This window comes from Streptomyces sp. HUAS YS2 (assembly GCF_033343995.1).
Lineage (GTDB): Bacteria > Actinomycetota > Actinomycetes > Streptomycetales > Streptomycetaceae > Streptomyces > Streptomyces solicathayae.
Genome location: NZ_CP137573.1, coordinates 231,052 through 251,062 on the forward strand (window position 1 = coordinate 231,052; position 20,011 = coordinate 251,062).

Annotated in this window: 25 protein-coding genes; 4 read left to right on the forward strand and 21 right to left on the reverse strand. The window is 71.1% G+C overall.

Features of this window, described 5'->3' with window-relative positions:
- Positions 1–10 precede the first annotated feature (10 nt).
- Positions 11–592, reverse strand: coding sequence for a TetR/AcrR family transcriptional regulator (locus R2D22_RS01085; RefSeq protein WP_318100234.1), 582 nt, complete (start codon positions 590–592; stop codon positions 11–13).
- A 63-nt stretch (positions 593–655) separates the two neighbouring features.
- Between R2D22_RS01085 and R2D22_RS01090 the strand changes: the two genes are divergently transcribed.
- Complete coding sequence (locus R2D22_RS01090) at positions 656–1,168, forward strand: SRPBCC family protein (RefSeq protein ID WP_318100236.1); 513 nt, start codon at positions 656–658, stop codon at positions 1,166–1,168.
- A gap of 69 nt (positions 1,169–1,237) precedes the next feature.
- Here the strand turns inward: R2D22_RS01090 and R2D22_RS01095 are convergent, their stop codons facing one another.
- The 4 genes from R2D22_RS01095 to R2D22_RS01110 all read right to left on the reverse strand — a co-directional run bounded on the left by R2D22_RS01095 (position 1,238) and on the right by R2D22_RS01110 (position 3,318).
- On the reverse strand, positions 1,238–1,513 hold the full coding sequence (locus tag R2D22_RS01095; protein WP_318100238.1) for a hypothetical protein: 276 nt from the start codon (positions 1,511–1,513) through the stop codon (positions 1,238–1,240).
- Complete coding sequence (locus R2D22_RS01100; protein WP_318100239.1) at positions 1,513–1,746, reverse strand: hypothetical protein; 234 nt, start codon at positions 1,744–1,746, stop codon at positions 1,513–1,515. The genes R2D22_RS01095 and R2D22_RS01100 overlap by 1 nt, the downstream gene beginning before the upstream one ends.
- 114 nt (positions 1,747–1,860) lie before the next feature.
- Positions 1,861–2,649 (reverse strand): YwqG family protein, encoded by a 789-nt coding sequence (locus R2D22_RS01105; RefSeq protein ID WP_318100240.1) that lies wholly within the window; start codon positions 2,647–2,649, stop codon positions 1,861–1,863.
- A 261-nt stretch (positions 2,650–2,910) separates the two neighbouring features.
- Entirely contained in the window at positions 2,911–3,318 is a 408-nt protein-coding gene (locus R2D22_RS01110) for a VOC family protein (RefSeq protein WP_318100241.1), read from the reverse strand.
- 89 nt (positions 3,319–3,407) lie between these two features.
- On the opposite strand from R2D22_RS01110, the gene R2D22_RS01115 reads away from it, so the two are divergent.
- The gene (locus R2D22_RS01115) at positions 3,408–3,863 is read left to right on the forward strand and encodes a MarR family winged helix-turn-helix transcriptional regulator (RefSeq protein WP_318100242.1); all 456 of its coding nucleotides are present in this window, start codon (positions 3,408–3,410) and stop codon (positions 3,861–3,863) included.
- Between the two features lie 190 nt (positions 3,864–4,053).
- Positions 4,054–4,872, forward strand: coding sequence for a class I SAM-dependent methyltransferase (locus R2D22_RS01120; protein ID WP_318100244.1), 819 nt, complete (start codon positions 4,054–4,056; stop codon positions 4,870–4,872).
- Between the two features lie 36 nt (positions 4,873–4,908).
- Here the strand turns inward: R2D22_RS01120 and R2D22_RS01125 are convergent, their stop codons facing one another.
- Positions 4,909–5,628 (reverse strand): helix-turn-helix transcriptional regulator, encoded by a 720-nt coding sequence (locus R2D22_RS01125; RefSeq protein ID WP_318100246.1) that lies wholly within the window; start codon positions 5,626–5,628, stop codon positions 4,909–4,911.
- Positions 5,629–5,691: 63 nt separating this feature from the next.
- On the opposite strand from R2D22_RS01125, the gene R2D22_RS01130 reads away from it, so the two are divergent.
- Positions 5,692–6,150: a hypothetical protein gene (locus R2D22_RS01130; RefSeq protein ID WP_318100248.1), complete on the forward strand. Its 459-nt coding sequence runs from the start codon at positions 5,692–5,694 to the stop codon at positions 6,148–6,150.
- Between the two features lie 10 nt (positions 6,151–6,160).
- Here the strand turns inward: R2D22_RS01130 and R2D22_RS01135 are convergent, their stop codons facing one another.
- The 15 genes from R2D22_RS01135 to R2D22_RS01205 form a co-directional block, all read right to left on the reverse strand.
- Positions 6,161–6,766: an antibiotic biosynthesis monooxygenase gene (locus tag R2D22_RS01135; RefSeq protein WP_318100250.1), complete on the reverse strand. Its 606-nt coding sequence runs from the start codon at positions 6,764–6,766 to the stop codon at positions 6,161–6,163.
- Positions 6,767–7,113: 347 nt separating this feature from the next.
- A complete protein-coding gene (locus tag R2D22_RS01140) occupies positions 7,114–7,404 on the reverse strand; it encodes a S26 family signal peptidase (protein ID WP_318100252.1) in 291 nt (96 codons plus the stop codon).
- A 133-nt stretch (positions 7,405–7,537) separates the two neighbouring features.
- Positions 7,538–8,362 (reverse strand): hypothetical protein, encoded by an 825-nt coding sequence (locus tag R2D22_RS01145; protein WP_318100253.1) that lies wholly within the window; start codon positions 8,360–8,362, stop codon positions 7,538–7,540.
- 261 nt (positions 8,363–8,623) lie between these two features.
- Positions 8,624–9,349: a VOC family protein gene (locus R2D22_RS01150; protein ID WP_318100255.1), complete on the reverse strand. Its 726-nt coding sequence runs from the start codon at positions 9,347–9,349 to the stop codon at positions 8,624–8,626.
- 181 nt (positions 9,350–9,530) lie between these two features.
- A complete protein-coding gene (locus R2D22_RS01155) occupies positions 9,531–10,148 on the reverse strand; it encodes a TOPRIM nucleotidyl transferase/hydrolase domain-containing protein (protein WP_318100257.1) in 618 nt (205 codons plus the stop codon).
- A gap of 439 nt (positions 10,149–10,587) precedes the next feature.
- Positions 10,588–10,827, reverse strand: coding sequence for a hypothetical protein (locus tag R2D22_RS01160; protein WP_318100259.1), 240 nt, complete (start codon positions 10,825–10,827; stop codon positions 10,588–10,590).
- Positions 10,828–11,184: 357 nt separating this feature from the next.
- Positions 11,185–11,439 carry an antibiotic biosynthesis monooxygenase family protein gene (locus R2D22_RS01165; protein ID WP_318100261.1) on the reverse strand — a complete coding sequence of 85 codons (255 nt, stop codon included), beginning with the start codon at positions 11,437–11,439 and terminating at the stop codon, positions 11,185–11,187.
- A 154-nt stretch (positions 11,440–11,593) separates the two neighbouring features.
- Positions 11,594–11,932: an SH3 domain-containing protein gene (locus tag R2D22_RS01170; RefSeq protein WP_318100263.1), complete on the reverse strand. Its 339-nt coding sequence runs from the start codon at positions 11,930–11,932 to the stop codon at positions 11,594–11,596.
- 83 nt (positions 11,933–12,015) lie between these two features.
- On the reverse strand, positions 12,016–13,218 hold the full coding sequence (locus R2D22_RS01175) for a serine hydrolase domain-containing protein (RefSeq protein ID WP_318100265.1): 1,203 nt from the start codon (positions 13,216–13,218) through the stop codon (positions 12,016–12,018).
- 223 nt (positions 13,219–13,441) lie between these two features.
- The gene (gene ligA / locus R2D22_RS01180) at positions 13,442–15,508 is read right to left on the reverse strand and encodes an NAD-dependent DNA ligase LigA (RefSeq protein WP_318100268.1); all 2,067 of its coding nucleotides are present in this window, start codon (positions 15,506–15,508) and stop codon (positions 13,442–13,444) included.
- 206 nt (positions 15,509–15,714) lie between these two features.
- On the reverse strand, positions 15,715–16,782 hold the full coding sequence (locus R2D22_RS01185; RefSeq protein WP_318100269.1) for a type III polyketide synthase: 1,068 nt from the start codon (positions 16,780–16,782) through the stop codon (positions 15,715–15,717).
- 112 nt (positions 16,783–16,894) lie between these two features.
- Positions 16,895–17,752, reverse strand: a complete 858-nt coding sequence (locus tag R2D22_RS01190; protein ID WP_318100271.1) for an MmyB family transcriptional regulator — start codon at positions 17,750–17,752, stop codon at positions 16,895–16,897.
- 337 nt (positions 17,753–18,089) lie between these two features.
- Positions 18,090–18,299, reverse strand: coding sequence for a Trm112 family protein (locus tag R2D22_RS01195; RefSeq protein ID WP_318100273.1), 210 nt, complete (start codon positions 18,297–18,299; stop codon positions 18,090–18,092).
- Between the two features lie 44 nt (positions 18,300–18,343).
- Complete coding sequence (locus tag R2D22_RS01200) at positions 18,344–19,225, reverse strand: hypothetical protein (RefSeq protein ID WP_318100275.1); 882 nt, start codon at positions 19,223–19,225, stop codon at positions 18,344–18,346.
- 4 nt (positions 19,226–19,229) lie between these two features.
- The gene (locus R2D22_RS01205; RefSeq protein ID WP_318109536.1) at positions 19,230–19,946 is read right to left on the reverse strand and encodes a class I SAM-dependent methyltransferase; all 717 of its coding nucleotides are present in this window, start codon (positions 19,944–19,946) and stop codon (positions 19,230–19,232) included.
- Between the last annotated feature and the right edge of the window lie 65 nt (positions 19,947–20,011).

Here is a 20,011-nt window from a genome sequence, read left to right on the forward strand (position 1 = left end):
GGTTCTGGGCCTAGCCCAGTAGTGCCGCCGTGCAGTGTTCGGTGAGGTCTTCGGCGTGCGGGGGCAGGGGGGTGCCCGCGCGGAGGTGGCGGCGGACCACGGTGAGCGGGAGGTCGATGAGCGCCAGGGCGATGCGGTCCCGGGCCTGTTCGTCCTGGGCGCCCAGGGCTTCCGCGAGGGCGGCAAGGGCGGCGAACACTCGGTTGTTGCCGGAGTCCGCGCGTCGGGCGTGCTCCTCGGACCAGTCGGCACGGCCGAAGTCGGCCGCGCCGTAGAGGAGGAGGGCCGCCTCGTCCGGGTTCTCGCGGCACCAGGCCACCACGTGCCGGGACGCCGCGCGGGCCGCCCGTCGGGGGTCGGGCTCGCCGGTCAGGACGGCGGAGTAGCCCTCCTGAAAACGCTCCACCGTGCGCAGCCACACCTCTGCGAGCAGCGCCGCGCGCCCGGCGAAGCGGTGATACACGGAGCCGCTGGGGGCGCCGACGGCCTGGGCGACGGCCGACATGGTCACGGCGGCGGGTCCGCCGGAGGCCGCGAGGCGGACGGCGGCGTCGAGAAGCTGGTCCGTGTCGAAGCGGGGTGGTCGCGCCATGAATCAGAGAGTACCCTCCAATTAATTGGAGAGAGGTCTCCAATACTCTGGAGGGGAGGACGCATGGGCGTCCACAACGTGCACGAGCGCCTGTTGCCCGCGAAGGAAAGTGAGGTGGGCGCGCTCATCGACACCCTGGCGAGCGGGGAGGGCGACCGGCTCTGGCCGGGCGCAGCCTGGTCGCCGATGCAGTTCGACCGTCCGCTGGGGCCGGGCGCGGTGGGCGGCCACGGACCGGTGCGCTACACCGTGGCCGGGTACGCGCCCGGGCGCTGGGTCCGCTTCGAGTTCACCGGGCCCCGAGGCTTCCACGGCTTCCATGAACTGGCCGTGCTCCCCGCCGGCCCGGACCGCACGCGACTGCACCACACCCTCACCATGGCGCCCAGGGGCCTGGCCCGGCTGACCTGGCCCCTGGCATGGCGCCCACTGCACGACGCCTGCCTGGAGGACGGCCTCGACCGTGCCGAACTCGCCTGCACCGGCGTGCTGCGACGCCCGGCGCGCTGGTCGCCGTACGTGCGTGTGCTCCGCGCCGTGGCCGGCGCCGTGATGCGCCGGGAGAGGGACTCGTAGCCGGAGTGAGTGGACCGAATGGACCTCCGGCTTGTCGCGGCGCGCGGCGCTCGCGCAAGGAGTCGCGGCCTAAACCTCGATGTATGCGACGACGACCACGGTGCGGAGTGTGGTGACGAAGTACAGGACGCGGACGTGCTCGACCTCGTCTGCGTACTGGCGCAGTTGAGGGGCCGAGGCGCCGCCGGGGATCGGAGTGCCGGCTTCGGGGTCGACGGAGATGACGACCAGGGCGCGGTCGAGGGCGTGGACCGCGGCCTCGCTGGTGATCGCCTCCAGCTGCTTGGCGGCCGAGTCGGAGAACGCGATCCGGGCGCGGCCCCGGCCCTGCTGCGGCGGAGGCATCAGGCGACGGCCGGGCGCTGGGTGGCGAGCCGGACGAGGTGGGCCTCGCGCAGTTCCTCCCACGGCGCGCAGTCCTCCACCGAGGGCAGGCCGTTGGTGGCGATGTCCTCCAGGACGGCGGCGAACTGGTCGGCATTGGCCCGGGTTCGGGCGGCGTACGCACGTACCGCGTCGGCAGCCTTGGGGTCCAGTTGCTGCCGGGCGGTGTCGGCGGGGGCCGGCTGCTCGCTCATGTAGGCCTCCGTGGGGCGTGGAACGGATCTGCCCCACAACGGTATCGGCCGCCTTGGGCTCCTGGGGACCAGTCCGGACAAACCCGTTCGCCACCATGGCAGCCGGCGCCCCGGTCAGTGCAGGTCTACCTGGAAGGCGTGGCGGTGGTCGGCCGGGCAGGTGAAGATGCGCAGGTCTCCCCAACGGCCGACAACCACCCCCGTCTCGTCGTCGCTGGCCACGGTGAACAGGAGCGTCATCGCCGTGCCACAGTCACCGCAAGAAAGGACTGTGGGGTGCGTCAGGTGCCAGGTCGGCCAGCCGCCGAGTTTCCACCCGGCGAGGCGGGTGACGACGTCACCGCCGTCGCCGGTCTCGCGGACCAATTCCTGCAGGCGCGGGCGGAGTTTCGTCGGCAGCTCCTCACGGAAGGGGAAGTCGGTCACGTGCTCGGTGCTGATGGTGCACGCCTCGGGCAGGTAGCAGTCCTCGTCGTACCGCGACGGCGACGGCGGAACCGTCACCGGACCGACCACGTCAGCGGCACGGCGCCATCGCAGCTCGACGACTGGGCTGCCGTCGGCCTGCCGGCCCGGAGGATCCCAGTGCTCATTGGGACACCAGAGGATCTGCAGGAGGTCGACGTCGGCGGGCCACCAGGGTCCCGGCGCGTCACGCCGGAGGATCTGCGCCACCGGCACCATGGCGGTGGCGAGCACGCCCATGGGGTCGTTCTCGTCGGGCAGGTCGCACTCGGGCCACGGTTCGTCGCTCGGCCACAACAGCGGTCCGCCGATCGAACTGCTCCGGCAGCCCGGCTCTGCCCGCTCGGGATGGAGCAGGACAGCGTCGCGCGCGTGGGGGGCGAGTTCGGGAAGTACGGCGAGTATCGCTTCGGGCGTCGGCCTGGGGGTGCGTGTCATGATGCCTTCCGGCGGCTCGTCGTAGGTTTCGCGCAGCGTATCGGCTCGAGGACACTCCTCCCTCGCACCAAGTCCCGTGCGATGCCAGCACGAAGAGCGCGGCTCTGCGTGGACGCCGAGATGCGCCCTTCGAGCAGCGCTTCGACATCGGGATCGCGGTTCAGGCGTTCAACCACGCCGAGGACATCGCCACCATCGAGCGGATGTGCCGCGCCGTCCACCACAGCCTCGTGACCTGGCGAGCGCACACGCGGTGGCCCCTCAGTACGACTGAAGCTCCATCAGGCGGTCCTCCGGGTCGCGCAGATGGGCGCTTCGGAGATTCGGGCCCCATTCCGGACGATCGGTCGGTCCGACGACGAGGGTGCCGCCGCTCTGCACGCAGAGGGCCACCGCCTTGTCGACGTCGTCGACGCGCAGCACGAACATGGTCGCGTCCTGCGCGGGACCGTGTTCGGACGGAAGGCCGGCCGCTCCTACAGCGGCGGCCATCGCGCCGCGGTCGAAGAGCGACAACAGGCCCTGTCTCTCGACGTCCCAGTGGGCGTACGGACCCTCCGGCGAGCCCTTCACCAGCTTCGCGCCCGCCAGCGGCGGCAGGATCGCCCGGTAGAAGTGGAAGCACTCGGAGAAGCGGGTGACGAGCAGGCGGGGGTGCAGAGCGTCCACGGCAAATGCTCCTCGGGGTACGGGCATTGGTTCGCCCGATCGAAATAGTGGGTGCACACCCACTGTAGGTCTACACCTAGACTTGTCTCATGGCTTCAGGGCAATCCACTCCCCCGACGCTGCTCGACCTGAGCACGTACCTGCTCTCGCGGGTCGGCAAGACCGCCCGCAGCCGGCTGGGTGCGCGGCTGGCCGAACGCGGGTTGCGCCTCTGGGACATGGCGGTCCTCGCCGCGCTGTCGGACTTCGGGCCGCACGTCCAGCGTGATCTCGTCGTACGGCTGGGCGTGGACGCGAGCGACATCGCCAAGGTGGTCGACCAGTTGGCCGCCGCCGGCCACGTCGCTCGTGCGCGCGATCCACGGGATCGTCGCCGCGTCTCCGTCTCCCTCACACCTTCCGGGCGTGCCCTCCTGGCCGACCTCGACGACGAGGCGCGCGCCGTCCAGGACGAGGTGCTCGCCCCGTTGAGCGCCGCGGAGCGGACGCTCTTGCACGGCCTACTGCTGCGCGTTCACCAGGGGACCAGCAGCGACGCCGACTGAAGAGGAGCGTGCCACGACCCTGGGCCGATCGGCTCAGGTGCGGCGCGCCTCGGCCGTACGGGCGGTCACCTGTGGAGGATCAGTGGCGCGGCGGCCTCGGGCCGCTCTGCACCGCCCCCACCGTGTGAAGAGGTCCGGCTATGAGTCCATTCGACGACGAGCCCCGCGGCATCGCGTCGGCGGCTGCGACGTGACCGCCGCCGACCCGAGCGCCGGCGGCCGCTACGGCGAGGCCGTCTTCCGGCCCGAGCAGGCGGGCGAGGGCGAGCGCATCGACTTCGGCGCGCTGGCCTACGACGACATCACCATGGCGCGGCTGCGGGCGCTCGGGGCCGGTCCCGGATGGCGCTGCCTCGACGTCGGCGCCGGTACGGGCACGGTCTCCCGCCGGCTGCTGGACGAGGTCGGAGTGGCGAGCGTGCTCGCCGTGGACCGCGACGTACGGTTCCTCAGACGGCGCCCCACGCCCGGCCTACAGGTACTGGAGGCCGACGTCACCGCCCCCGACTTCGGCCCCGGCCGGTTCGAGCTCGTCCACGCACGCTTCGTGCTCATGCACCTGCCCGAGCACGAGCGGCTGATCACGACACTGGCCGGACTCGTCGCGCCCGGCGGAGTACTCGTGCTCAGCGACGCGGTCGACCTGACGAGCGAGCGGGCGCCCGGCTCCCCGTACGCCACGGTGATGCGGGCCATGTGGCAGGGGCTGCGGAGCACGATCGGCACCGATGTCTCCTGGGTGCCGTCGTACCCGCACCTGCTGCGCGGGGCGGGGCTGGTGTCCGTCGCCGCCGAGATCCACGTGCCGCCCCTGCTGCCGGGCAGTCCCATCAGCCGCTTCTGGGCCGACACATGGGAACGCAGCAGGGCGGCGATGCTCGGCACCGGCCTCGTCGACGACGCGACCGTGGACGAGGTGATCCGCTACCTCGGCTCCGACGGATGTGCCGCGCTGTCGGCCGGCATGCTCACCACCTGGGGACGGAAGCCCGAGGAGTCCCCACGCTGACCTGCCTTCCTGGGCCGCCGCGGCGAGGGGGGCGCGTCAGGTGCTCGCGGCCTCGGGAGGAGAGGAAGCCGGCTCCAGGCGGACGCAGCAGAGGCCCGGGCCGGGCGCCGGGCGCGCCTGGAGGTCGTCTTCGCCGAGCCCTCGCAGGACGCCGCGGAGCAGGTGGAGGTTCATTCCGCAGACCGTCTGGGTGTGCTCGCGGGCGAGCACGTGGAACGGACAGTTGCCCAGCACGATGGCGCCACCGTCACGACGGGGCTCGAACCCGTACTGCTCCAGCAGGTCGAACACCCCTGCGCCGCCCCGCCCGGCAAGCTGCGCACCGAGCTCGTGGGCCTTGCGGTACAGGACGGTACGAGCCGGTTCGCCGGTCGCCTCGGATTCCTCCATCGCCTGGGCGAGAAGGCGTCCGGCCAGCTCGTAGTGCCGCTCGGGCAGGCTGACGGAGACCTGCTTGCCGGAGCGCTTGTAGAGCTTCGCGGGCCTACCCGCTCCCGGGCCGGTGCGGCCGCTGCGCCGTTCGTAGACGACGTCGAGCAGGGACTCGTCGGCCAGCCGGTCGAGGTGGAAGGCCGCCGTCTGCCGCGCCAGGCCGAGGGCGGCGGCGGCCTCGTCGCGACTGACCGGCTCCGGCCGGCGTGCGACGTGGTCGTACAGCCTCCTGCGGGTCGGCTCGTCGAGCGCGGCGACGGCGGAGACGTCGAGGTGGGGGACTTCCTTCGGGTCCACGGACACCAGTGTAAAACTCACGACCATTGACTAAAGAAGGATTGCGAGCTTCTATTGTTAATAGAAGTTGTCGATAGAAGGGGCGGAGTCATGTCGTCCACATCATCCGCAACCACAGCGACCACGTCGGCCACCCGCCGGCGAGCCGCGCTCTCCGACCCCGGCTACCAGGCGTTCGTCATCCTGCGCGTCGGGTTCACCGTGGCGCCGATCCTGTTCGGCCTGGACAAGTTCGCCAACCTGCTCGTCGACTGGCCCACCTACCTGGCGCCGTGGATCGACGACATCGTTCCCGGCAGCGCTCAGGCTGCCATGTACGCCGTCGGCGTCGTCGAGATCCTCGCGGGCCTCGCCGTCGCCTTCGCCCCCCGCTTCGGCGGCTGGCTGGTGGCCGGATGGCTCGCGGGCATCATCGTCAACCTGCTGACCATCCCCGGACACTACGACGTCGCGCTGCGCGACTTCGGCCTCCTGCTCGGCGCGGTGGCACTGGCCCGGCTCGCCCAGCGCTACCACGGCGAGGACAGCAAGAACGGCAAGGAGCAATAGCCGCAACGGCCTACACGCGCTCGACCATGATCACCTCGAACTCCTCGATGCTGCGGATAGCCACCCCCGTCGTGCTGACCGCCTCGCCGCGGATCGCCGACTGCTTCCCCCGGGAGGCCACCATCGCGACCCGATCGGTGAAGAGCGCGCCCACGCTGCCCTGCCCCTTGGCCCGGTCGACGAGCATCGCCGTGCCCTCGAACCCGGCGATGGCCTGAACCTTGGGCAGGATGGTGTTCCGAAACGTCTCGACCAGCTGATCGACGCCGGACGGGTCGACCTCGAAACGGGTCAGTCGGAAGCCTGCGCCGGACTTCACCGAGGGAGTGGGCGTGAACACCGCTGCCTCCCAATTGTCGACCGTCGCGGTGTGCGCGAACGGTTCCAGGAGGGCCGCGCGTCGTTCCTTGAGGTGATCGTCGCTGTTCTGCCGCGCCTGCTCGCTCTCCCACCAGGACCCCATGAGGATCTTGCCCAGCTCGCGATCGGTGAACAGCGAGAAGCCCCGGTACCCGGGCTGGTCGGCCAGCAGCTGCGGGGCCTCGGCGCGGAGCGCGTCAAGACAAGCGTCGATGTTGGCGGGATCCCCGGTGGCGTAGAGGGTGCGAACGAACATGGCTGCGCTCCTGTCGTCGGACGGCGCTCGTGGGAGTGGCGGTCACTCCCCTGCAGGTTCCATCCGAGGTCCCGACGCGGCCGGGAGCAACGCGGACGCACCGTTCGGGCGATGGCAGCGCGTCGCCGCCGGCGGCCTCGGCCCCGCTCCCGCCCCAGAAGGAGCTGATGAAGGTCATGGCCTCGGACGTGGTGTTCGTCGCCGACGGGGCGGCGGGCTCGCCTCCGCCGCACCGGCTCCGGTGCACGGCGCGGCCCTGGTGGCGACGGCGCTCGCTCGCCACCGCCCGAAGCGCTCGTGCCGCGTCGGGCATCGCTTGGCGGCCGAGAGCCGCTGGAGCGTCGTGCTCAGGAGGAGTCGTCGGAGCCGGCGGTGCGTGCCTTGGCCGCGGCTCCGTTCCGGGTGACGCCTTCGACGGCCACACAGATACCGAAGACACGATCGTGACTCGTCCAACCGTTGATGCGGCCACGGTTGTTGCTGATCTGCACCCGCTTCCTGGCGGGGTCCACAGACGACACCAAGTGCAAGTAGACCGTCCCGGCGACACGGGCGAGCACGATGTCCCCGACCTCCAGCTTCGCAGGGTCGACCGGAGCAACGACCACCTGCTGCCGACTGCGTACAAGGGGGACCATGGAAGTGCCGCTGGGGCGGAACGTCACGGTGGCCCCACCAGCAACCCTGCCTGCCACTGCATCTAATGCACCCATGCGGTGATTGTCCCAGGTTCCCTTTCGCTGGTGGATGGATCGGCTGTCCAGTGGCACCTCACCATCCGCCGTCGAGGAAGGCCAGGAGTGCCGGCTCCGGGTCGGCGGCGGTCGTCGTGTTGGCCACGGCGACGACGATGACGACGAGTGACAGCAGCGCCGAGGCGGTTCCGAACGATCCCAGCAGGCGTCTCGTCCGCCGGTCGGACGGCTCGGTTCGTGTCCTCCGCTTCCACAGCACGACGCTCAGGGCGAAGAGGGCGACCGCTACGACTGCGGCGATCACGGCCATGGCCACGTGATAGCGAGCGAAGTCGCTGGTCATCGTCTCCAGCGCAGGTGGAGTTCGGGTGCCCGTGCTCAGTGAGTCGGCGAGGCGTTGTCTGGCTTGATCGAGTGCACCGGCGGCCGCTTCGGAGGCATCACCGCCCGGCCGTCCCTCGGGGGCGCCGGAGTTCAGCATCGGCAGCAGGGAGGCATAGGGCGCTATCGCGCCCTGGATGTTGGCCATCACCGTCGCCAGCGCGAACAGCGCGAGCGTCGTGACGAGGACGCCCGCCGACGCGATGGCGGTCCTGCCGGCCGTACCGCGAGCGCCGGCTCTCAGGAACGCCTTCCAGAGAGCAACGCCGATCACAGCGAGCACGATCAGCAGGATCGCGGCGATCGCGGCCTTGGCCACGTGGTAGCGGAACCAGTAGTCGACAACGTCCTGCATGCCCGGGGAGAGATCCCGGGCGCCGGAAGTCCAGTACCCGACGAACGCTTCGCGGAGGGCTCCGACGAGCGCGCGTCTGTCGGCGAAGCCTGCACCGTCCGACGCGCTCGCCGCGGCCAGCATGCGTGGGGCGACGACGAAGGCGACGGAGAGGGCGGCGATCAAGACCGTGGCGAAAGTGGCGGGCAGGGCGAGCGCGCGACCGGAGAGCGTAGGCCATGGCTCGGGTCGTGTGGGGTGTGGCGGGGGTACGGAACTGCGCACGGCGGCGGCTCCTTCGGCTGTGGACCGGCGAGGACGACGAAGGCTCGGTCGCCATTGTCGTCCCCTCACCGTCCCGCACCGGCAGCCGCCTGGTCACTGAGGTAGGCCGCAGACCTGGGCTGGGGTTTTCCCCAGCCCCCGCCCCACCTGGCCCCGGCCGCCCTATCGCGAGGGCAGAACGCGGAACTCATTGCCGTCGGGGTCGGCCATCGCCACACCGCCGGCTGCGTCTTGAGGAGCGGTGTCGAGGCGCGTCGCGCCCAGGGCGACGAGGCGGTCGACCTCCGTCTGCTGGTCGCCGTCGGCCGGTGGAACGAGATCGAACCGGAGCCGGGTCCGCCCCGTCCTCGGCAGGAGGGGCGGGCCGCCCCACGTGACCTTCGGGCCGCCGTGCGGAGAGCGGATCGCCGTCTCCTGATCCTGGTCCCACACCAACGGCCAGCCCAGCGCCTTGCTCCAGAAGTACCCGACCTCCTGCGAACCGTCGCACGAGAGCGCTCCGATGAAACCGCAGTCGGCGAGGAACTTGTTCCCCGGCGCGATGACGCAGAACTCGTTCCCCTCGGGGTCGGCGAGCACCACATGGGTCGCCTCGGGGCCCTGACCGATGTCGAGGTGCCGGCCGCCGAGTTCGAGCGCCTTCGCGACCGTGTTCTGCTGGTCCTCCAGGGACGTGCTCGTCAGATCGAAATGGATCTGGTTCTGACTGGTCTTCTGCTCCTGGGTCGGAAGGAACCGGATCTGGAAGCCGGTGTCGTCGCTCGGGAGGATGGCGATGCCGTCGTGGGAGTCCTCGGCCGCCTCCCAGCCGAGGACGCCGCCCCAGAAGCGCGCGAGACTGAGGGGGTCGTGCGCGTCGAAGCAAAGCGTGTCGAGGCGGGGAGGCATTCCTCGGGATCTCCGATCATCTGACTCACCGGCCCGCGCACCGATCGGGCGCGCGGTCCGCATGGGAGCGGTGTTCATAAAGGTCCTGCTGGAGCATGCCGAGGCGACGTGGCACGGTCAACTGATTAACGACGTGCCCGTCAAGGACCGTTTGGGTCAGGGTCTTCCCTCGCCCAACAGGTCACAGGTTCGCGAAGAGGTCTTCGAGCGGCGTCGGTACTGCGTCGACATCGAGCGCCTCGACCAGGAGGGTGCCGTAGCGGATCTTGCGCCCCTTCTTCGTGCCGAGGAAACGCCGCAACTGCTGCTGCCGGGAACGCCCCTGCTGCGCGGGCTGGTGCAGAAAGGTCCGTAGCGCACGGAAGTCGCCCTCCTCCCGGACGACCTCCTCGACCGTCTCCGTACCCAACGCGCGGATGAGTTCGTCCTCCAGGTCGGAAACACACACGAAGATGTCCTGGTCCGACGCCTGCGCCCGCCTCAGGCCACGGACGTAATAACCGTGCTCGCGCTCGTCGCACAGCCCCGTCAGGCGCAGACCGAGGCCGGGCCGGCCGAGGAGGCCGGCGTAGCGTCCGACGTTCATCGCCCCACCCATCGGTACGACGCACACCCCTTCGGCAGCCAGGTCACGTCCGCGCCGGACGGCGAGCGTCTCGACGGCCGCGAGGTCACTCAGGCCTTCCACCAGCACGACGGTCCGCATCCCCAGTCGCGAAGCCAACTCACCCGCCGGCCCTCCGGAACCCCCCGCCGCCCAGCCGCCGACCTCGTCCAGGAACAATTGCATCTCCGCCATGGGGCGAGTCTGCACTGCCGTGGACGACGCGGCGCGGGAATTTCCGGCTTGCCGACGCCGCAGGCGGCGATGTCAGCGACCAGCGGCCGTCGCCGCCGGACGATGTCAACTGTGCGCCGACTCGACTACCACTCCGACGGAACGATGCCGGAGCCTGGCGGCCATGAGCTCCATCTCGACGAGCGTGCCGAGGACGCCGTTGGTCTTCAACTCGTACGATGTGGCTCGCGCTTGAGCCAGCGACAGGCCGTGCACCTCCCGTAGAGCGCGAAACGTCGACCTCGACGCTGTGCCACGGCCGGCGGCCTCGAGGTCACGATGGGCATTTGGGCGGTCGGCAAGGGAGCGTTCCGACTGCTGTCCCTGCAGGCCGCTGATCGTCACTGGGAGGTCGCGGGGGCATCCGGCCGCTCCCGCCCGTACGATGATCGGCGTGACCCTACGCCGAAGCCTTGGCACAGGCCCCCAGGACCTCGCGCACATCCGCGCCACCGAGGCCGATCTCCTCGACGAACTTCCCGGTGTCCGCCTGCCCGACCTCGACGACATGCGGGCCCGCGGCGTGCTCAGCACCCATCACCCGGAACAGCGCAGTCCGCGTCGTGCCCTCGGAGGCGGTGTGCGCCCGGACGACGACTCGGCAGAGCCGGGTCACCCCACCGACTCCGACTGACGGCACGCGAATCCGCCGCTCGCTCACTGCTCGCCGACTGCAGGTCGGCGAGCGGGCAACCGGCGAAGGCCGCCAGCTGCTTCGGGGCCATGTAGCCAGACGCTCGCCGTCCGCGTGCGCGTACTGCGTGCACGGGCCGTGCTGCGCCGTTCCGGGGAATCGGGGCGCTGTGCCCCCGCTGCGCGCAGTGCTCCGGCTCGGCCGGTTCGGCCGCCGGGAGCAGGACACCGACCGGTCGGTCCTCCTCGACAAGGGGCACTCGCTCGCGCCATCGGTCGGTTCGAACGTGTTCGTGTCGCTGTCCATGGCACGTCGACGCTACCGACCGCCGGTCCCCTGGCGGGCGGCCTGGTTCGGACGTCGCTACCCGACCGCCAGCACCGGGCCGGCCGTGATCTGAGGACGGTTGGGAAGGAGCGTCGCGAGGTTGTCGCGTACGAAGTCCGCCGCCCTGGCGACCGACTCCTCGGCTCCGGACTGATCCTCATAGACGCTGGTGGAGACCATCACTCCGTCCCCGGCGTCCACCCAGTAGTACGCCACAAAACCGGGGACTCCGCGGAGGAGGGGTACGAATCCCTCGGCCACTCGGCGGCCCGCCTCGGCAGGGTCGGTCACGCCTTCGTATCGTCGAATCACCGCGTACATGGCTCATCTCCTCGTGGATCCCAGGGGCACCTTGCCAATCGGCCTACCCCCGCCGAGCGTCTCCCGGTCGGGGGACGTCCGGAAGTGACCCGGATAGGCGCACCGGTGATGCAGGGTCGGAGGGTCAGTCGAGTTGCATGCACACCGCGGGCTTCGCGTACTTCTTCGCGAGCCAGCCGGTCTTGCCCGCCGGGATTCCGCTGCGGGAGCGGTTCGACAGGGTCACGTGGTACCAGCCGTCCTTCTCTCGGTCGACGTCGAACCCGTCGTCCTTCCCCAGGAGACCGGTCGAGGTGTACCGGGGCCCGGGGCCCGTGCGCAGGTGGACGGTCGTTGTGGGGTAGTAGCCGCACGAGTTGTAGTCGCCCGTGCTCGGCGCTGCCGCCAGAGCCGGGACGGTCGTGGCCGCTGCCGCAGCCGCGCTCGCGAGGAGGGCGGCTGCCAGCGTGCCGGAGATGATCATTCGTCGCATGGAACCGTCAACGGCTCGGACCCCGCGTCACGTCACGGTTTCGCGGCCAGGACCACCCTCATGCGGCCGGTCGCTCAGTTCGGGACCACCTTGCCGGCGTAGACGTTGTCCGGGGTGACGACCTGCGTGATCGCCCGGGCGAGGAGCGTGGACGGTTCCTGGCCCTCGTGGAGGGAGTCCGTGTTGAGGATGACGACCAGGGTCGCCTTCTTCGAGGGGAGGTAGACGGTCACGGTCTCGTAGCCCGGCAGGGAGCCGTTGTGGCCGATCCAGCCGTTGGTCTCGAGGATTCCGAGGCCGTACGTGGTGCCGGGGAAGCCGGTGGGCAGGGTCTTGAGCCGCTGCGCCTGGGTCTCGGGGCTGAGCAGCTTGCCGGTGGCGAGGGTCTCCGCCCAGCTGCGTAGGTCGTGCAGGTTGGAGATCATCGCTCCGGCCGCCCAGGCCCAGCTGGGGTTCCAGTCCGTGGCGTCCTCGGTCGCGCCGCTCAGGGTCTGGTCGGTGTAGCCGTGGGCGTGCGGCTCCGGGAATTCGGGCCCCTTCGGGAACAGCGTGTGGCGCAGGTGGGCGGGACGGAGCACCCGCCGGTGGATGAACTCGGCGAGCCGGTGGCCGCTGACCTTCTCGACCACCAGGCCGAGCAGGACCAGGTTGCTGTTGGAGTACTGGAACTCCTGGCCGGGCTCGAAGGTGTTGTCGTGCTTGTAGCCGTAGGCGAGGACTTCCTGGGGGGTGAAGTAGCGCTGGGGGTTGCTCAGCAGGTCGTGGATGAAGTCCGGGTCGGAGGTGTACGGGAAGAGTCCGCTGCGCATCTCGGCGAGCTGGCGCAGCGTGATCCGGTCGCCGTTCGGGACGCCCTTGATGTACTTGGAGATCGGGTCGTCCAGCCCGATCCGGTGCTCGTCCACGAGCTCGAGCAGTGCGGTGACCGTGAAGGTCTTGGTCTCGCTGCCGATCCGGACGTAGGTGTCGACCGGCATCGGCCGGCCCGTGACGGTGTCGGCGACGCCCGTGGCGCGGACGTAGCTGCCCTGGCCCGGCATCCAGAGTCCGACGACGACGCCGGGGATGCCGGCCTCCTTGCGGACGTCCTCGATCGCCTTGTCCAGGCGGGCCGTCAGCTCGGGCCCGAGACCACCCGGCGGGCAGTCGTCCTTGTCGTGCCGGTCGGCGCTCGCGGCGGCGTGGACGGTCGTCGCGGGAGCCGCCGTCATCGGGGCCAGTACGGACGCCGCGAGGAGGGTCGCGGTGAACAGCAGGCGGTAGGGAGTACGTCGCATGCGGGGCGCTTCTTCCGGGTCACGGGTTCGGACGGCAAACATGACCGCCGAGGGCCGTGGCGGAGGCTCCCGTCCGGTGCGTGTTCCGGCGAGTCCACTCGTTCGGCGCCGCACGGGTCACCGGCGCGGCCCCCGGCAGTCTGTGACCTCAGCCCCCTCGGCTGCCCCTCCTGCCCAAGAGCGGCGCCTTCGGGTCCTGGAGAGCGCCGCTCGTCTCCGTCCATCAGTCCAGGTAGTCGGCCAGGAGAGCGGCGAAGCCCTCCGGGGTGAGGACCTCGATGCCGAGTTCCTGGGCCTTGACGGCCTTCGAGCTGGGCTTGCCGTTGGCGGACGGGGCGGCGACCAGGTACGTGGTTCTGGAGTTGACGCTGCTGCCCGCGCGGCCGCCGGCCTTCTCGATCAGGGCGGTCATCTCGGAGCGTCCCCAGCCCTCCAGGGGGCCGGCCATCTTGCCCGTCACCACGACGGTCTTTCCGGCGAGCGGGCCGTCGCCGCCGATGGAGTCGGTGGGCTGCTCGGGCTCGGTCATGTTGACGCCCGCCGCGATCAGCTTGTCGATCACCGGGGCGAGTGCGGCGACCTGTTCGACGATGACCGGGGCCTTCTCGGGTCCGATGCCCTCGACCTCCTGCAGGACGGCGGCGTCGGCCGTGCGGATCGCTTCCATGGTGCCGAAGTACGCGGCGATCCGGCGGGACATGCTCCGGCCGGTGCCCGGGACGCCCAGGGCGCAGAACACCCTGCTGAGGGGGCGCGCCTTGGCGAGCTGGAGCTGTTCGGCCAGTTTGGCGCCGCGCTTGGCGCTGCCGGAGGCGGTGGTGAGCTGCTCCTCGGTGAGGGTGAACAGATCCGCGACGTCTCCGACGTCGCCGGTGGCGATGAGGGCGTCGACGTACTTCTTGCCGAGGCCGTCGATGTCGAGGATGTCCCGGCCGGCAACGTACTCGATGAGCGGGGCGAGCGCGCAGGCGGTGCCCTTCGCGCAGCGCCACCGCTCCTGGCTCTTGTCGATGTCGCCGCCGCAGTTGGGGCACTCCGTGGGTAGCGGGACGGGCACGGCGTCCTGCGGACGGAGCTCGACGACGGCGGCCTGGACGCGCGGGATGATGTCGCCGGCCTTGTAGACCGTGACCGTGTCACCGACGTGCAGGTCGCGGCGGAGGATGTCGGCGGGGTTGTGCAGGGTGGCCCGGGTGACGGTGGAGCCGTCGAGTTCGACGGCGGTGAGCAGCGCGGTGGGCGCGAGGACGCCCGTGCGGCCGACCTCCCAGACGACGTCCTCCAGGATCGTCTGCCGCTCGACGGCCGGGAGCTTGTACGCGATGGCCCAGTACGGGAAGCGGGTGCCGAACCCGGCGGCGGTCTGCTCGGCCGCGGAGTCGGCCTTGACGACGACTCCGTCGATGCCGAACGGCAGGGTGGCGCGTATCGCGGCGATGGCGTCGACCTTCTGCTGTGCCTCGTCGAGCGTGGCGACGACGTGCAGCCCCGCCGGGGTCTGCGCCGTGGTCTGCACCCCCGCCTCCGCCACCGCGGCCAGCGTTTCGTCGTGGCCGGCTCCGGCGGGCAGGAAGGCCGCCCCGTCCAGTTCGACGGCGCCGTACGCCCAGAACGTCATGGCCAGGCGGTACGGCCGGTCCTTCGCGCGGAGCGTGCCGGCCGCGCCGTTGCGCGGGTTGGCGAAGACGTCGGCGCCGTGCGCGGTACGCACCTCGTTCGCCGCCTCGAACTGCTCCTGGGTGAACAGGACCTCGCCGCGGGCCTCGAACGTGACCGGGGCGGCAAGCTGCTCCGGCAGGCCCACGATCGTGCCGATGACGTGGCTGACGTCCTCGCCGTGGGTGCCGTCGCCGCGGGTGATGATCTGTACGAGCCGTCCGTCGCGGTAGCGGGCCGCTATGGCCGCGCCGTCCATCTTCGGCTCGACGGTGAAGCCGCCTTCCGGCTCGTGCCCGAGACGGCGCTGGAGCGACGCGCCCCAGGCCAGGAGGTCCTCGGGGTTGAACGCGTTGTCGAGGCTCAGCAGGCGCGAGGTGTGCGCGACGTCGCCGACCGGGGCGGCTCCGTCGGCGACCTGGTCCGTCGGAGTGTCCGCGGCCACCTCGGCGGGGTGCTCTTCCTCCCACGCCTTCACCGAGAGCCGCAGCAGGTCGTACGTGGCGTCGTCCATGACGCTGTACCCCGCGCCGTAGTACGTGCCCGACGCGTCGCGCAGGCGCTGCAGGGCGGCCTCGTATTCGGCACGGTCGGACAGGCCGGCGTTCGCCTCATCGGCAGGAAGAGTCGTCATGCCGAACATCCTTGCGCAGGGGTCTGACAACTGGGTTCGGAGGATCCGGGAGTCGGTCCGGGTCTTGTCGACGGCGTTCAGGCGCTCGCCCGCACCCCGTCGAACCGCGCCCCGGCCGCATCGTGCGACGCGGCCGAGGCGGCGGCCCCGGAGCAGGTGGCGTCGTTCAGCGGAACTGAGTCGTCACGTGGTCGCTGCGACCTTCGTCAGCTGTCGTCGCCGATCCAGCGGGCGTGGGCGGCGGCGAGGACGAAGCCGGGGCCGAAGCCGATCAGGAGTCCCTCGCTGTCGGCGGCGGGGGGCGAGGTGAAGGTGCGGGCGAGGACGTCGAGGATCGCTGAGCCGCCGAGGTTGCCGTGTTCGGCGAGGCTGGCCCACGCGTGCGAGAGGTCGCCGGTGGCCGGGTCGGGGTGCAGGCCGAGGGCCTTGGCGGCGTCGGTGAGGATTCTCGGGCCGCCGGGGTGGACGACGGCGAAGTCGAGCGGGCGTCCGGCGAGCCAGGTACGGACCGCGGGGAAGGAGTCGTCGAGGGCGCGGGTGGCGGCTTCGGTGGAGTCGAAGTGCAGGCCCGTGCCGTCCAGGCGGCCCTGGTAGCGGTCCATGCTGTCGGGCAGGACGTACTCGAAGGTGTCCTCGATCCGTACGCTCGGGCCGGTCCACCTGGGGTCCCCGCTGACGACGACGGCTCCGGAGCCGTCTCCGAACAGCGTCTTGTAGATCACCGACTCGCGGCTGGTGTCGGCGTGGTTGTACGTGGCGGTCGACAGGCATTCCGCGACGACGACGAGCACGTGCGCGCCCGGGTGGGCAACGATGTCCTTGCGCGCGTTCACGATCGCCTGGGCGCCTCCGGCGCAGCCGACCGTCGCCATCGGCATCCTGCGTATGCCGGGGCGCAGTCCGAGTCTGTGCACCAGGGAGACGTCGAGCGAGGGCACCGTCCAGGAGGTGGTGTGGCTGGTGACGACGGCGTCGATGTCGGCCGGCTCCAGGCCGGCGTTCTCGATGGCCCGGCGTCCTGCCGTGACCGCCAGTTCGAGGGCGTCCTCGTAGGCCGCGCGGTTGCGCTCCTCGATCGTGGCGCTGCCGGAGACGGTCGGTGCGGACAGCGGGCGGGTGAAGTGGCGGGTCTTCACGGTCGTGGCGCGGGCGATGCGCAGGTACGCCTCGAGGCGGGGCAGGTCGGGGTGTGCGCGGCGGATGTCGTCGCACAGTTCGTCGGTGGTGACGACGTGCTCGGGCAGGGCGATGGCGGGGCGTGCGACGTAGGCCACGGATGGCTCCCTCGGGGATGGGTGTGGGGGACGTGTGTGGACACGTGAAACCTACGTGACGTCAGTTCACCCTGGTTCGAGAGCGCTTGCAGCGCGGCGGAGGACCGGCCGGTCAGGACTTCAGCGGTGCGGTGAGCACGGGGTGACGCTCCGTCAGAGAGATGCCGGGTGTGTAGAGCAGGAGCATGACGCGGGCACCCGGGGACGTGACGGGCTCGGCCACGCAGGTCGTGACCCAACCGGGGCCATGGATCGCGTGGTTGATGGGGCGCTCGGTGCCGTCGGGGTACGGAACCGGCGCGGAGGCCGTGTCCCGGTAGATCGGGCCCGCCACCGGGTCGTCGAGGACGTCGGCCTCCAGACGGCCCAGGGCCGGGTTGTCGGGCCGCATCTCCATGGCGTGCCGGAGCTGGGGCATCACGACGGGGGCCCACCGGCTCTCCCATTCGAGGAGGACCTCGGTGCGGGCTTCCTCGTCGAGGAGCATCCAGCGCATGGTGTTGGCAGGCGGCTCGGCGCGGGGGAAGAGCCGGCAGAAGTCGTCGTTGCGGGCGAGCAGGTTCCATTCGACGTCGTTGATGTACGCCATGACGCCGGTGATCTCGTCGACGACCCGCTGCCAGACGCCCGGCACGGACATGCCCGAGTCGCGGTGCAGGGTGAAGGGCGGGTTCACCTTGCGCGCGAGCCGCCACAGGAACGTCCATTCCTGCTCGTTCAGCCGGAGCGTCCTGGCGACCGAGGTGAGGAAGTCGTCGCCGGGTTTGGCGAGTTGACCGTTCTCGAAGCGGTTGTAGGTACCGGGGGTGCGGCCGAGCAGCTCGTCCATCTGCTCCTGGCTCAGGCCGGCCGCGCGGCGGCCTGGGCCGGGGATCCGCCGGGGAAACCCCGCGGACATGGGGTCGATGGCCGCCCTGCGCTCCCGCAGGAGCTGCTTCAGGGAATCCCGGTCAGTGACGGCGAGTTGCACGCGAGGCACCTGTCGGTAGAGCTGGGGGCGGCGGCGACGGACCGTGCTGCCGCCGCACCGCATGAGCAGATCAATTATCTGCAATTTCGGTCCCTGGAAAGGACGGTCGGCAGCAATGAGACTGTCACCACGGAACCACACGCCTCGCCCGTCGGCAGGTGTGAGGGACATCCGGACGACCGCGGCCGGCGCCGCCAACGCCATTGCGTAGCGTCCTCGACGCCGGCCGCCTGCGGATACCGGCACGGCTTCCCCGGCCTACCGGTTACCCCGACGCGGCCCGTGCGGCTCCTCGCCGCACGGGCCGCGTTGTATGCGCGCGCTCACGCCTCGGCAGTCACTCCTCCCCGCTGCTCGTGTAGCGCTCGTGGTCCTCCGGGGAGACCCGGGTGCCGGACGAGGGCAGGAGTTGGGGGATGCCGTCCACGATCGGGTAGCCGAGCTGGAGGCGTGGGTTGTAGAGGACCTCACGGCCGGGCGGCAGGGTGAGGGGGCCCTTGTCGAGGGGGCAGGCCAGGAGCTGGAGCAGGGGGTCGTCGGGGTTCATGGACGGTCCTCGTTCTTCTGTGTGGGCTCGACGGGAGGAGCGGGTCAGGGCTGGGGGTCGTGGCGGGGCATGACGAGGAGGACGGACAGGGCCAGCGCCGTGCCGGCGACGCGGAGGGTCAGCAGGAGCGGGTCGTCCGGCAGGCGTTCGCCGAACGTCAGCGTCCCCAGGACCGCAGTGAACATGCAGGTCACCGTGGTGCAGACGGGCACGATCAGCGAGGCCCGGCAGCGCTGCAGCGCCGCCTGTGACATGACCAGCCCGGCGCCCGCGGTGAACAGCAGCAGATACGGGTACGGGGAGCCGAACAGCGACCGCGCCGCCGCAGCCACGCTCCCGCCGGTGAGTCTGCCGGACGCCCCTTTGATGGCCAGCGAGCTGACACCGTAGAGCAGTCCGACGGCCACGCCGTATCCCATGCCGTTGGTCGGCACCCGGTGGCGTCTGCGGGCGCGCCGCTCGACCTGCCCGTACAGCAGCAGCCCGGCCGCGAGCGTCGGCACGCACACGAGGAGCACCCGGGGCCCCGGCGCACCGCTGCTCACCACGTCGTCGCCCTCGCTCAGAGACGCGACGACCATCAGCAGCGCGACGAGCACCCCGCCGAGCGCGTACCGCTCCCGGCCGGAGGGCTGTTCGCCGAGCACCACCGAGGACAGCAGCAGGAGCAGGACGAGACCGGAGACGAAGATGCCCTGCGCGGCGGCGATCGGCAGCGCCCGGTACACCACCAGCTGGGCGACGAACCCGGCGGCGAGCGCGAGGGAGCCGGCGATCCACAGCGGGCTGGCCAGCAGTACGCCGACCACGTGCAGCGGCCGTCCGGCCGAGAGCGCCGGGAGTCCGCCGAGCGCCCGTTTCTCCAGGACGAAACCGACGCTGTACAGCACATTGGCCGAGAGCGCCGCCGCGACGCCCCACCACATCCCGCTACCTCCGCCGGGCGTGCGCCAGCAGGATGGAGGCCGCCGACGGAACGGCGCACGCCGCACGGTCGACGAGCCGCAGGCCCCGGGGCACCCCGTGGAACGGCGCGCCCGTGATCCGTACGTCGTCGAAGCCGGCCGACCGGAGGAACGAGCGCAGCGCGCGGGCCGTGTACAGCCGGAGATGGCCGACGACTTCGGTCCCGGGCCGGCCGTGGATGCCGCGCAGGCTGACCTCCGAGAACACCGGCTGCCAACCGGCCAACAGAAGCCCGCGGTTGTACCAGGCGGCGAGGTTGGGGGTGGACACCATCAGATGGCCGCCGGGCCGGAGGATGCGCCGCAGCTCGTCCAGCGCCGCGTCGGGGTCGACGAGATGCTCGATCACCTCGCTGAACAGCACGGCGTCCGCGCTGCCGTCCGCGAACGGCAGTCCGCCGTGGTCCAGTTCGCCCCGCACCACGTGCATCAGGCGCGACCGGGCACGGCGCAGCGCGTCCTGCGACCAGTCGACCCCGACGATCCGGTGTCCGGCCAGGATCGGACCGGCCGTCGCCGCCGCGGTGCCGTCCCCGCAGCCGACGTCGACGACCAGCGCGCCCGGGGTGGGGAGCGCGGCGGCCAGCAACCGCGCCTGCCGTCTGCTCCGGGCGTCGCCGGACGCCACGGGCACGGCGGGGTTCTCGTAGAAGTCCCGCAGTCCGGGAGCGTGGTCGGGCACGGTGCGCCCTTCCCCCGGCCGTCCCTCGCCCGGCCGCCCCTCCCCCGGCCGTCCCTCCGTGGTCG